This is a genomic window from Affinundibacterium flavidum (assembly GCF_014284175.1).
In the GTDB taxonomy this organism is placed as follows: Bacteria; Pseudomonadota; Gammaproteobacteria; order Burkholderiales; family Burkholderiaceae_D; genus Undibacterium; species Undibacterium flavidum.
Genome location: NZ_JACOGA010000007.1, coordinates 207,238 through 220,240 on the forward strand (window position 1 = coordinate 207,238; position 13,003 = coordinate 220,240).

Annotated in this window: 10 protein-coding genes; 1 reads left to right on the forward strand and 9 read right to left on the reverse strand. The window is 46.1% G+C overall.

Features of this window, described 5'->3' with window-relative positions; genetic code table 11:
• Nucleotides 1-62 precede the first annotated feature (62 nt).
• Complete coding sequence (locus H8K55_RS09345) at nt 63-581, forward strand: nuclear transport factor 2 family protein (RefSeq protein ID WP_186941817.1); 519 nt, start codon at nt 63-65, stop codon at nt 579-581.
• Between the two features lie 75 nt (nt 582-656).
• On the opposite strand, the gene H8K55_RS09350 is transcribed toward H8K55_RS09345, so the two are convergent.
• From H8K55_RS09350 to H8K55_RS09390, 9 genes are all read right to left on the reverse strand, one after another.
• Complete coding sequence (locus H8K55_RS09350) at nt 657-1,541, reverse strand: hypothetical protein (protein WP_186941818.1); 885 nt, start codon at nt 1,539-1,541, stop codon at nt 657-659.
• Nucleotides 1,542-1,594: 53 nt separating this feature from the next.
• The gene (locus H8K55_RS09355; protein ID WP_186941819.1) at nt 1,595-2,512 is read right to left on the reverse strand and encodes a MipA/OmpV family protein; all 918 of its coding nucleotides are present in this window, start codon (nt 2,510-2,512) and stop codon (nt 1,595-1,597) included.
• Nucleotides 2,513-2,791: 279 nt separating this feature from the next.
• On the reverse strand, nt 2,792-3,814 hold the full coding sequence (locus H8K55_RS09360; RefSeq protein ID WP_186941820.1) for a sensor domain-containing diguanylate cyclase: 1,023 nt from the start codon (nt 3,812-3,814) through the stop codon (nt 2,792-2,794).
• 417 nt (nt 3,815-4,231) lie between these two features.
• Nucleotides 4,232-7,390, reverse strand: coding sequence for a beta-propeller domain-containing protein (locus H8K55_RS09365; protein WP_186941821.1), 3,159 nt, complete (start codon nt 7,388-7,390; stop codon nt 4,232-4,234).
• A gap of 125 nt (nt 7,391-7,515) precedes the next feature.
• Complete coding sequence (gene lepB / locus H8K55_RS09370; RefSeq protein ID WP_186941822.1) at nt 7,516-8,439, reverse strand: signal peptidase I; 924 nt, start codon at nt 8,437-8,439, stop codon at nt 7,516-7,518.
• 80 nt (nt 8,440-8,519) lie between these two features.
• The gene (locus tag H8K55_RS09375; RefSeq protein WP_186941823.1) at nt 8,520-9,104 is read right to left on the reverse strand and encodes a hypothetical protein; all 585 of its coding nucleotides are present in this window, start codon (nt 9,102-9,104) and stop codon (nt 8,520-8,522) included.
• Between the two features lie 316 nt (nt 9,105-9,420).
• Complete coding sequence (locus H8K55_RS09380; protein ID WP_186941824.1) at nt 9,421-10,632, reverse strand: serine hydrolase domain-containing protein; 1,212 nt, start codon at nt 10,630-10,632, stop codon at nt 9,421-9,423.
• A gap of 635 nt (nt 10,633-11,267) precedes the next feature.
• On the reverse strand, nt 11,268-11,846 hold the full coding sequence (locus H8K55_RS09385; RefSeq protein WP_222612419.1) for a DUF1579 domain-containing protein: 579 nt from the start codon (nt 11,844-11,846) through the stop codon (nt 11,268-11,270).
• A 696-nt stretch (nt 11,847-12,542) separates the two neighbouring features.
• Nucleotides 12,543-12,878, reverse strand: a complete 336-nt coding sequence (locus H8K55_RS09390) for a YciI family protein (protein WP_186941825.1) — start codon at nt 12,876-12,878, stop codon at nt 12,543-12,545.
• Nucleotides 12,879-13,003 lie beyond the last annotated feature (125 nt).

The following is a 13,003-nucleotide window of genomic DNA, read 5'->3' on the forward strand; positions in this document are numbered from 1 at the left end:
AATCGGAGAGTGCAGCGTTGAGATTCTGCATTCTCTTGTTCTAAAATTTACAGGAGAACTTCATGAAAACCAAAAATCTCGCGATGGGTTTGTGGCTTGCTTGCGCTTTGTGCTTGAGCTCAGTCGCTGCTTTCGCGCAAGACGCAACAGCAGCACGTACAGAAGATGTTTCTAGCCTCGATGGCTTGATGCGTGCGTATTACGACGTGGTATCGGGCGGACCGAATGTGGCGCGTGATGTGCAGCGGGATCTGTCTTTGCATCACCCAGATGCTGCGCTATTCATTCAAAGCCGCAATGCCAAGAAAGAGTCTGTTCTCAAGCACTTCACGGTGCAGGAATACCATGCCAATTCCAAAGCTTTCTTTGATAGCGGATTTTTTGAAAACGAAATCAAGCGGGAAGTAAAACAGTTTGGCCATTCGATTCAAGTCTGGAGTACCTATGAAATGCGCAAGACACTAGATGGTCCCGTCATTGGGCGTGGCATCAATAATCTCATGCTGAGCTTCGACGGCAAGCGCTATTGGATATTGGCAGAAACTTGGGACAATGAAACAAAAGACCATCCTATTCCTTGATGCGAATATGCCGCTCCACAATCCGCTCCACAAATGGAATTAATTGTGGAGCGGTGTAGCGCATCTGGCTTTTGTTTAATTGCTTTGTGTAGTGTCCGCTGTGGCGGTTGCAGCAGGTGTTGTGGCTGCAGTAGCTGTAGTTTCATCTGATTTAACTATGTCATTGCTAGCGACTGTCGTCTCCAACGTCGCTGCATGATTTTTACGGAAAATCAGAAAGCATATCGCGCCGATAGGGAGCGAGATGGCGACAGTCCAGGGACCATAAATTGGTGCCACAGCGGATGCACTAAACAGTCGTACTGATACCGGAATGAATTGCACGACGCCGCTGGTCCAGTTGATCGCTAATGTTCCAAAACCCGCCAATATAAACAACACCCAAGGCCATTTTCGACCGCGCATTTTCATCCGCACGCATATCACTAATGCCAGCAGCGTTATCAGCGGAAAAATAATCGCGAGAGTCAAAATCAGATAATGCAATGCGGATTTTCCAGATAATGAAAATTGATTGATGACTTCGATGGAGTTGGGCTGGGGCGTCACGCTAAACCCAATAATGCTCATCGTATCAGCACTCTTCTTGATGTTGACATTGGCCAAAATCCATTTGTCTGCATAGCCATATTCATAGGTTAGATTCAAGCTGGTATAGCCGTCAGAAATTTGACGATGCGCTCCAATGAGAGTAACGACGGTCGGTTCACCCGTCGGTAGCAGGTCCGCCATTTGTTGCAAAATATTGCGCAAATTTTGGTCTTGAATACTGGGATCAACAGCTCTCTCTATTGCCTCAAATTCTCTTAGCTGCAAATGCCGTATGTATTGTTTGGCGAAGACTTGCTCCTCGGGCGAAGCAAATTTTTGAAGCAACTCGTCTTTGTTACATGCGGTAAGCGACAGCACAAATGCAGAGAGTAGTAGGGGAAAGATCAAGCGTTGAAAAATGTTTTTCATGGCGTCTGCGTGCGTTTTTTTGGGCGACTGCGAATAAGTTATGTCAACTGGCTCTAGTCAAACTCAGGACGTGCGGAACGCATCCAGGTATAGGTTAAGCCCAATAAGAGTGAGGGTGCAGTCTGACGTTTCACTAATGGACTGTGTTCGTTGACGGCACCTGCCACACTGTCTAATCGCAGGCCGCCGAACACGCGGAAATTATTACTGTAGCTATGTGAAATGAAAGCCGATAGGCGCCAGGCAAGCAAGCCTTGCTTTGGCTGATACGCTGGGCGTTCTGCTAAAGCCTGATCAGGACGCACTTGATAAAAGGTTTCTGCCATCTGGCGGTTACCCCACACGGTCGAGAATCCTGTGCTATAGCGCCAGCCACCAAATGCGCGACGTTCAAATTCTATTTCTGGTTCTATCGTATATCCACGATGCTTGAATTGATTACTCAAGTCAAATACGGCACGTACTGGCAATTCAAATCGCCAGCGACCGTTTGCTTCCGGGTCACTGATATTCCACTTCAGGCGCGGTCCAAATTCAATCAGGGTGCCGAGTTTCTCCATTCCGCGTCGGGCTGTGATTTTGTCAGAACTTGATCCGAATGCGCCGGCAAATCCCACATCAAATTCAAAGCGCGGTGTCTTGATTGCGCGATAACCGGTATTGCCACGGTCTATTCGAAAGTGTTCGCCACGATACAAGAAATAAGGTACCGCTAACACGCGATTGACATAGGTATTTGATCCTGGATACGCTTGCTGACTGAGCGCAAAAGCTGATACGCCAAGTTCCCACAAGGGCAAAGGTTCACTGTCTTTTACCAACAGCGGTTTCTCGGTCGGTGATTCTATCGCTGGCGTTGTCACGATTTCTTGCGCATGTGCAGACAGCGCGACGGCACCGCAGGCAAATGAGGATAACAATGAAATAGCTTGGACAAACGAGCGGAATAAGCCGAATTTTTTATTTTGCATGAGTAGCTTTGTAGAATTATTGGTGACAGTGAAGCGTAAGAATAACGCGACTGCGCAGTGTAACTCAGCCGGATAATGGATGGCTGCAGTTGTACGAAAAATGTTGTGGCTGGGTTTGCGCTTAGCTTGGAGAATAGTTTTGAAAACTTGGGATTTAAGTCGGGTCGACTTGTCCCGCTAAACGACTTTGCTGCGAGCTAGCGCGCTGGCATGCTGGGAAAGTGGCTAGCCGCCATTAGGAGAAAGAGCTGCGCTCATCCTATTTTGATTCTGATTATATTAATTGCGAACTTTCAAATAAATCCCAGTAGTTTTTTTTGAACGTTTTTGTTGGTACATCGCCCGATCAGATTTTTCTATCAGGTCTTCTATAGTTTTGCCATCTTCGGGGAAAATGGCAAGCCCTATGCTGGCGTCTATCGTTAGCGAATTGGATTCAAATTCAAACGGCGCGTGGATTTTGTCAAACAGTCGATGTATATGTTTTTCGGCGCCCGCGCGATCTCCCACTTTGTTTAGTAAGATCATAAATTCATCACCACCAAATCTGGCGACGGTGTCGGTTTCTCTGACGATGGATTCTATACGACGGGCAAACTCCTTAATGGCAGCGTCGCCAGCTCGATGACCAAATAGATCGTTGATCGACTTAAGCCCATCCATATCCAAATTGAGAATCGCTATAGACTCATTGTGGCGAATTGAGCGCGCCATGCTGACCCGTAAGCGGTCAAAAAATAACGAGCGGTTTGCAAGCCCCGTCATGGCATCGTGTGTGGCATGGAAATACAGTTCATTGGTTTCAAAGCGTGCCGCATGAAACATCGACGCGGCGACTAATTCGGACATCATTTTCAAGATAAATTGATTGTTCGTATCAAAGGCATCAACCTGCTTTGAAAGAACTTTAAGAACGCCAACTACGTCATCTCTATACATCAGAGGAACCACAATCATCGACAATAAGCCAACTGCCTCACATGCTCTTCTATCGACTCTGTCATCTGTGCGTGCATCGGCACAATACATGATGCTGGCTTCCGCAACACAACGTCCAGATAGACTGCCAGTCCGTGAAATGCGCAAACCTAACTGTGGATTCGCAATCCCAGAAGTGGCGCGATACACCATCTCATCGCCTTCACAAATTTCGATTACTGCCCCATCCGCGTGAGTTAGTTTTTGTGAATGCTCAGTAATTAATGCCATGACTGCACCCAAGTCCATACCCGCTTTGACTATTTCAGTCTGGATCCTAATGATTTCCAGTAGCGTCTGGTCATTAGGTAACTGGGTGCTCATAAAAACTCCTGATGGGGATACGCGGGGGGCGATTAATTTTTTTTGATCAAGGTGCTGCAAAAGCACTGAACTGATTCTAACATTTCAGCACCACTCTACCAATTGTCAAGGACTGATTCCAAGCGCGAGCAAGAAGTTGTGCAAAACAGGCAGTGTAATGTTATCTCGCCGTAATTTGTATATTTCTTGCCATGATTGACGAAGTTTGGGGCTAACTTGTTGCATTTGGATTTTTTTGCATTCTATTTTGCTACTTAGCTACAAACGCATTTTGGCGACATCGAAAATCGAATGGATAGTCGCTTTACAGTCGCTCTTTGATTTGAAAGGCGCATATAAAAAGGAGAAGAAAAAAGGAGAAGAAGAAATTCACTTTCTTCCCCTCCCTAGTTTTACCGACTAATTATTCAAGAAACTTTACTGCGATGCAGTGATGTTAATGGTATCAAGATTGAACTGATAAACCCCAAAATAACTTGCCGGTAGGTAGATGTCTTTGTTCACGACGCTGAGATTTCCATTCCAACTGATAACTGGGAAATAGGCACGAATCTTAGGTGTCTTGATCTGACTGATATCGTATAAGAACAAACCATACCAATCTAATACCATCAATCTGCCCGGACGTAAGATCGCTGAATTTGCGCCGCTTTCTAGTGGGGTAGTGGATTGCAGGGCGAAATCTTTGACTGGTACGGCATAGATATCCATCCTGTTTTGGTAATTACTGCTGTCCATACTAGTCAGCACCACAGCATTGCTATCTGCCAGAAGTCCGGTTGGATATTTACCGCTCAAATTCACGGTCGCTTGCAAATAAGCGAGATTATTTTGCACGATGAGCATGTGCAAACTAGGTTCTATATTGCGTCCGACCGTGGAATATTCCAAGCAATAAAACTGATCACCGACTATCGCCATAAGTTGGCCAGGAATATTGATTTCTTTACCCAATCGTGGATTCGCTGGTGCCGTGAGATTGAGTTCTTTCACAAAATATTTGCTTTGCAGTTCACCGTTAGGGCCAAGCTGCTGTTGGGCTTTTTGGTAATTGACCCACAGACTGCTACCATTTTGAATCACATCGACATTTTCTTCGTCCTTCGCCATACTGATTTTGGGCAGTAAGACGGGGTGATTGACGTCTTCTAAATTAAGCACCTGAAAATTCTGATTGCTCCAATAACGAGTGATGGTTTTGCCATCGGCAGATAAATCATTTTGCAGCGTGCGACTAACAAAGACTAATGCCTTCCCGACAGTCAATACTTGCGTCGATGCGTAGCCGCCACAACTCATGCAGATATCTGCGAGTGGATTGGAAAAATTATTGGCTCCCAAGATCTCGTCGCTGACAAAATTACTGGTGAGGCGAGGCGCAGTTGGAATGCTTAAGTCGTAAGTCTTAATCGTGGTGCGCATCAGGTTTCCAACCATCTCACTGGTGACTACACTCAGGTGATTGCCGACGTTGAATATCTTTGAGCTAGCGGGAACGACAACGCTCGCGATCGGAGTATCGCCATCGACATTATTGAGTGCGACTACTTCGACCGCATCAGTACGTTTTGCGGCGCTGTTGCTACCCCACCACCCGAAATCACTCGCCCGATAGCGCACACCAACATTCGACAAGGCGACAAATTGAGAATAATTCGTTGATAACTCCAAGCTCGATTTCTTGACGGGTGCATTGGGATTGGCAATGCCAAATAGAGAAAGTTCATTGACAGAGAGATTGGCCGCAATATTTTGACTGCTATCTCCCATAAAACTACGTCGCACTTGAGAGTCTTGCTGCATGCTGCCACGACGGGTGAGGGTGGTCGCTGAAAAGCTAAAAATCTGCACTCCCGTTTTATAGACATAGTTGCCGCTATCCCATCCCGTGTAAGGCAATAAGACTAAGCCTGTCTCCAAGGTCTTGCCATCGTCCGCCAAGACATTGGTTGCGTTATCGAGGACAGTGAAAGCGCGATCATCCCAATTGGCCTCAGAAAATGAATAGGCCAGATCCACTTCAGCGCGAGCGACTAAGGGCTGCGTATTTTTTAAATTCGTGATGTCATACAAACTGATCGCCAAGGCGCGGCGATTGTTGGCATCGTTATGCCCGACGCCTATCATGCGACTGTTCGCTTGCACTGGTACAAAGAAATCATTCCAGCCAGAGACGATAAATTCGTTTTCTTCTTGCATCACACCATCGGGCGTAATCGAGAACGCGTGGAAGGGATCTCTTCGCAGATAGGTCACGAAAAAGGCTCGGTCCGGTAAGAAGGTCGTGCCATACAATTGTTGTTCTGCGCCGAAAGTATCGTGATCGACGGCAACTGGTTTCGCTATGTCCGCGATGTTGAAAGTCTCAACATGGTTGGTGTTGAGAGAGCTAGTTTGAATTGTGGTGAGGACAAGCGGAGCAGTGGTCGTGGTACCTGTTGCTGTACCATTGACGGTGACGGTTGTCGGCGTAATGGTGGTGTTATCTAGATTGGTAAAGACAACCGGATCGGAGGTACGCAACATGCCACTACTGTCTAAGATAACAATGCCGCCCGTTACTGACGAAGAAACGATACGCATGATATTGCCTTGGATATGCATATTGTTCTTTTGTTTGACCACACCTGATACGGCAACGTCCGCACCCTTGATCATGACACCATCGGGGCTGGAAATATCGATCACGCTGATCCGTGAGCGCCAGTTATTTGCTGATGCCGATGCAGCATCAAAGCTGGCGACCATCAAGCGATCATTCATTGCCTGAATCGCTTGCACATAGTTTCCCAAACCGATGCTAGATTTGGCTTGCACATTTCCTTGCGCATCAATCGCCAAGCTTTTTACAGAAGAGTCGATAACACCAGCTTTATATTGTTGCACGGTAAAATACAATGCACTCTTGCCACCGCCGCTACTCATACGCGATGCGCCAATATAGCCATCGACGGTCGTGCTATTGAGAATTTTTGGTTGGTTGCGATTTGAAATATCGACCGTGATGACGGCTGCACCATGAAACCGATCTAAAACTTCAGCGCCATCTTTTTGCACAACCCGATATTGCGACCACGAATTCATCAAAACGTATACCCGATCGCCAATTCGATACATCTCAGTCGGTGTGCCCGTTATCGCTACTCTGCCCAAGATTTTGGGTGCAACAGGATTGCTCAAGTCTATGATTTGCAATCCACGATAGGGATTTAGATTGAGCAAAGTTTTGCCAGCGTCTAATACGCGGTAAATGTCGCCTTCAGTGATCGTGCGGGTGTCAGACGTGACATTTGAGCCTGTAGCAACATCCATCGCGCTTTCAAGAGCACCTCCAGGCCTGTAGATGCTGCCGTAATTTCTAGCGTTACCAATTAAAGGTGAGGCAGTTGGTGATGCAAAACTGGTGCGGCCACTAAGAGATACCCCCTCTGGCGCACCTATTTTTCCAGACCCACCGCCGCATGCGCTTAGTAGTGCACAAACTAATATGCCACCGGTAAGCTGGAGAGCTCGACTGGAGGCAAGTGTTGGGGGCAATGACGCAAAAAATGCACTACGAAACCTGAAAATGGACATACTGACTCCGCACAAAAATAGATGACGATAAAAAACAGAGTACGCATTATGACTTTTTTTGCATTTTGATTTGTCATTCAATTGCATATACTTTGTATAGAACATGAATTCTCCGAATAAGTTTGCTATTTAAGAATAGTGACTACCTTTCCCACTATGTGATCTGCTGGCAAAAATCCCCAATAGCGCGAATCGCGACTATTGTCTCGATTGTCGCCCATCATAAAATAATGGTCTTTCGGAACGGTGCAAACAAATCCTGTAGCGTCAAATTGGCAGCGCTCGTTGTACATAAATTCTCTTGGATAGGACACGACGATGGGCGGTAGTTCACGGTCTATCATCACGTGATAGCTGCCTGATTCCATCTGCTCTTCATAGATATCGATCTGTGCTGAGTTGTCGACATCATTGAAACCAACATCTTCTTCAGTTTTACGTGTCACTATGGCTAGGCCGTTGATTGTCAATCGCTTGTTACGGTACTCGACACGATCATCGGGTAGGCCAATCAATCTTTTCACGTAATTTGTCTTTATTTCATCGGGAACTTCAAAAACGAGTATGTCGCCGCGTTGTAGTGGAGAAGAGATAGCGGCGCGAGATAAAGTAACACCAAAGGAAGCATAATTTCCATACCCCCATTTCTGTACGAGCAGGAAAGATTTTGGTGGAATGGTCGGACTCATGGATGCTGACGGGGCTTTGAATGGCTCAAACGTGAAAGCCCGAATCAGAAATGCCATGGCGACGAATACAAAAAACACCGATACTAAATAGTACCAACGACTATACGAAGGACGAATTTTCTCATCCGGAAAGTGCTTCGCAATTTTGTACGCGTGGGTAATTCCAACGACCAAGTAGAGCAACTTCGCTAGTGATGCCGCAAGTTCGCTTCCAAGATAAAAGAATAATCCGAAAGCAATCACCAGTAGAAGTACAAAATAAAGCAAGGCGTAACGTAGTTTCCCCAAATACATCATCGCGAGCGGTGTCGCGAAAAATGCGATGAGAACCGCGATCCAGGGTTTTGGTTTATTGTGCATGTAACTAAGCTGCTTTCATTGAAAATGTTTTAGCCCTTGTGTTCTGAAATGGAGGGGAGATGAAATGGCAATTCAACAAATCAGGGACGGTCATAAATACGCATATCCAATTGGTGAATGAGGTAGTGACAATAATTTGAGTTTTCGTCACCAAGATTGATATGGCTGTGTCCATGCTCAGAAATAAATGAGAGCGAGTCATTGTGCTTAATGTGATGCGATTGCAAAACGGTTTCAAACTTTGAAAGATTTGATGTAAGAATGCAGATGATTTTGTGGTCATCGACGAAAATTTCTTCATGTTTTTCTGTGTCGTACCAAGCGAAACCAAAGCCAATCATGCCATCATGAATCAAGGTTTTTAGGTGGGTCTGAATCACTTTGTTGATGGAAGTTCTTGGCGTGAACGCACTCAGGTAAGTGTCGACTCGATCACCAAACCAGTGGCCACTCAATATTACATAATGATGTTCCGGCAAGCAATTTGTGCTCAAATTTTGTATGAGTAGTTCTAAATTGTCGACTGAACAGGCGACTCGAATAATATGACTCCACTTTTGCCCAGATACTTCTTGAACTGCGTATCCGGCTTGTGGTGAAAAGGCTCTACCTGAATCGCCGTCAATCGTTCGGATTCCGGCTGGCAATTGAAATTGATCTTGCATAAGTTAATGGCTTCTTACCCATTTGAGGCGAAGTGCGCTTGCTCCGTCACCGATGTGACACAGATTTTGGTCGCTGCGAAACGACTTGTTCTGATAGTGTATAGGCAAGCTCGTCAATGTCATTGAATCCGCTACTGTCTACAAACCTCATTTGAAAAGGCAGACCATCTTCACCTATCAGAAATCTTAGTTTGATCTCGGCTGGTTGTTTATGATCATTTACAATCAAGAATTGATCGCCGAGTTTGCAAACGCATGGTGTTGAATAAACGCGCAATTGATTGTGCTTTTATTGCTTATTTTTTTGGGGCGAGATTCAACGTGAACTAGCTGTTGGTCGCGAGTCCCAGTTGTAGGCGCTTTCCACTCGGTCCACCACTTGATTAATCAGTGACATGCCACTGTCACTATTGGTCATCACCACTAAGCCGTAGCCTTTTCGGATGTGCCCAATTGCCCACGCGCGGTAACCCCAGTTGGCTCCGCTATGGGAAAAATACCAGCCGTTGTTGCGTTGGCTGATAGACCAGCCTATGCCAAAACGACCCACACTCACCGGTGTGATCATCTCGCGAGCCGACTGCTGTGTAAGTAGATTCTCATCTTTTCCTAGCAGTGCATTTTGCATGGCGATGATAACCTTTGCCAAGTCACTCGGTGTCGTCCACAAGCCTGATGTCGCGAGTTCGGGATAAACATGCCATGGCGCCGCAAATCGTTGTCCTGCTTCATCATGCGCAAGTGCCGCATTTGGATTGCCTTCCAAATTTTTCGCTTGCACAAAACTGCTATCGTGCATGGCTAGTGGCTGTAGTACGCTTGTTCGCATCAAATCGGCGAAAGGGCGCCCACTGATATCACGCATCGCCAATTGCATAAACATCACTCCGCCGCCGGAATATTTCGAAACTTGAAATGGGGCTTCCGTGAAGAGGATTTTTCCCACATTGGACGGTAGTTTGCCTTCGAGAATTTCTTCGGTAGTCGGCAATGTCGCATCTGGTTCATACCCTGGAAAACCAAAACCATCTGCGGCACCCGATGTGTGGCTAAACAGTGAACGCGGCGTAATCGCTTGATTGGGAAAGGCGGGATTGGCAGGTATGCGCAAGGATTTGAAATACGTATTCACATCCGTATCGAGATTAAGCCGACCGTCTTGAACCATACGCATGGCCGCCATCGCGGTGATCGGTTTACTAATGGAAGCGGCTTGAAAGCGTGTTTGTAAATTCAATGCTTTGCCACTTTGTGCATCGATCACGCCATAGGTTTTCGCCCAATGTAGTTTGAAATCTTTGATCACCGCGATACTCATGCCTGGCACGCGCAGTTTCTCCATCAACTGTTCTAAGCTAAGTTTATCAAGCTCGCTTTCACCGTTCTTTAGGGGGGATTCTATCGTGCTGATCATCGTCTTTACGTCGACCTGTGCTGAGGCTGGAACACTTTGTAAAGCGAGAGTGAAAACAAAGCTCAAAGATAGAATTTTTTGTGTGGACTTGGAGGTTGATGTTAACAACAGCATGGAAATATTCCTATTGATTTTCGAAGAGCAGAGGATAAGTATAAATCGAAAGCGAAAATTAACTTGAATTTGTACAAAAACGAAATGGTGGTAGCTTCCCGTTACGGCAGTTTGTACACAAGTTCTTTGTCTTCAAATGTGTAGAGCTTAGACGCTACTCTACTCGACCTTCGAATTGCAGGTTGGTGATGTCGACTATTTTTGAATCGGCGAAACGCCTGCAGGTGCCGAGGTGAGCTCGGATAGCGTGTTATGCAAATTAGCTCCACCACATGTGTTAATGATGTAATCGCGAAATTAGATTTCTTAGAAAAAACATGGCATAAGCTTTTGCCCTGGCAAATCTATGGCAAATCTATGGCAAATTTATCTTTGAGGTCGATAGGCAGTTGAGCTGCTCATGCCATCTCTCTTCTGATAAAAATTGCTTCGATTGCTTGCGCCCATGTAGCTTGCTTCCTTCCTGATCTCTTCGATGTCGATGGTACTGTGATCAAAGAAATTCTTGATCACAGTGGGCATTGCAAAGTCAACACTGTGTGCTTGGTAGCTTTATTCAAGATCTTATACCATTTCGCCATGTTTTTGATTCGGGCTCTACGGGAACAAATTGAGATATCTGTACCCGATACGCATTATCTGGGGCTTACTGCGTTTGCTGCAGGCCAGTTTGTGTCACCTAGACGCTTGAGTTCCATCTCAAAGAAACGAATCGGTGCTTGATTTGGTGTAATTCGGTCACCCACTTCTTTCCAAGTGCCATCTTTGATTACTGCGGTATATCGGATAGTCATAGGACCCGCTGGAATTTCCCAAATAAATCCATCTGAGGTTGGCGTCAACACATAATCACCGACAAAGCCCTGCGCATAAGAATGCATGGTGTAGCTGTTGGTACTCTGGCTAAAAGAGATCGTGCCAAAAGCGTTAAAAACAGTTTTCCCGTCGGCATCATATCCGCGTCCCTCAATGACTTTGACCCCGCCTTCTAGAAACGGGCCGACTCGTTCTGTTTGCGTAATTTGATGTTTCTCACCATTTGGCAGAACAGTTGACGCAGTACCGCGCCATTCGCCATCCATAAACGACAATTTCTGCATTGCCTGCTGTTGCGCCGCTATTAATTTTGCGGAATCAGGTCGCCCTTGTGCAAAGCTATTTGATGCGACGACGAAGCTCATCAAACATGCCATTGCTATTGATTCTATTTTCATATCGTTCTCCAGTAATAGGACTTACGCAAAACAGACGTTGGCGTTGTTGTGTTCGCATCGCCGTGCAAATGCACTGTCTTCGACTCCACGCCCCCGACTCAAGCATTCGAGGGCAGGCTCTAGTCAGCGCAATTTTGCGTAAGTCCTAAGTAACAAAAAAGTAGATTGCTGATCATTATTTGCAAAATGACCGCACCTTTATTTTGCTTGAACTTCAATGGAGAGAACAGTAGCCCTTATCACGATTCTTTCGTGACAAATGTCACTAGCCCTAATCAAAAATAAAGATTGCGGGTCGAGTACTTTGTCGACGCGACGGTCAGGAATCATCGAGTGCCACAATGAGTCGTTCATTTAAGTGCTTGTTTATTGGTGCCAGTTAGAGTCCGCCTTGATATTGATACGTGTTTAGTTTCATTTTTTGTTGTGATCCATATTTTCTTTGAATGAAAATAGAAAACGAAAACATGAAACATCTTCTCAGCGTGCTGAGGTTGGAATGTGCAGCGTCATAGGAGGTAACGTAGTGCGCCCTACGTTTTCATTTGCTGCCACCTAGGACTTGGTTCTTTAATGAGATTGACACTTTTTGCGCAAGGTCAGGATACTAGACTGTGACAGTTTGACGCCGCGTCCGTAGGCTCCATGCCTGTGCATGGTCGCATTTTCAACATCACTGTAATGTCGCCCTTAGGATTACGAGTCGAGTCCAAAGACGCGTAGTTCCTGGTCGCAGCGACAGGCCTTGGCAATACGCGCGGCCCAAGTAATGGCTTCGTCACGTGATGCTAATTCCAGCACCGTAAAACCGCCATTTAGCGCAGGCGCCCAAGGATAGCCACCCGACGTGAACGTGCCGTCGGCAGCAACCAGTACAGGAGAAACGCTTTCGTCAATACCGCCAGCGAAAACATAAACACCAGCCGCTTTCGCCTCTTCAATGACAGCGTGTGCGTTATGGCCAACTTCTGCCAATTCGTGATCTGGCACAAGCATTGCTGCGCTAGGAAAAGAAATGAGGTATTTTGCCACGGTGTTTTTCCAGAGTGCTGAGCTTATCTATAGTGTTAATAGCTTGAGGAATTGAGCTTGAGGTATTGAGCTCGGCGTCACCATTGTACTTCTGTTTCGCAGCGAAGTGTCCTTCGAAGTAGGCA

Bases quoted from the DNA above. Each gene is read 5' to 3' on its own strand.
- lepB (WP_186941822.1), bottom strand. From the start codon at position 8,439: ATGCACAATAAACCAAAACCCTGGATCGCGGTTCTCATCGCATTTTTC.
- H8K55_RS09345 (WP_186941817.1), top strand. From the start codon at position 63: ATGAAAACCAAAAATCTCGCGATGGGTTTGTGGCTTGCTTGCGCTTTG.
- H8K55_RS09380 (WP_186941824.1), bottom strand. From the start codon at position 10,632: ATGCTGTTGTTAACATCAACCTCCAAGTCCACACAAAAAATTCTATCT.
- H8K55_RS09350 (WP_186941818.1), bottom strand. From the start codon at position 1,541: ATGAAAAACATTTTTCAACGCTTGATCTTTCCCCTACTACTCTCTGCA.
- H8K55_RS09385 (WP_222612419.1), bottom strand. From the start codon at position 11,846: ATGAAAATAGAATCAATAGCAATGGCATGTTTGATGAGCTTCGTCGTC.
- H8K55_RS09355 (WP_186941819.1), bottom strand. From the start codon at position 2,512: ATGCAAAATAAAAAATTCGGCTTATTCCGCTCGTTTGTCCAAGCTATT.
- H8K55_RS09365 (WP_186941821.1), bottom strand. From the start codon at position 7,390: ATGTCCATTTTCAGGTTTCGTAGTGCATTTTTTGCGTCATTGCCCCCA.
- H8K55_RS09360 (WP_186941820.1), bottom strand. From the start codon at position 3,814: ATGAGCACCCAGTTACCTAATGACCAGACGCTACTGGAAATCATTAGG.
- H8K55_RS09375 (WP_186941823.1), bottom strand. From the start codon at position 9,104: ATGCAAGATCAATTTCAATTGCCAGCCGGAATCCGAACGATTGACGGC.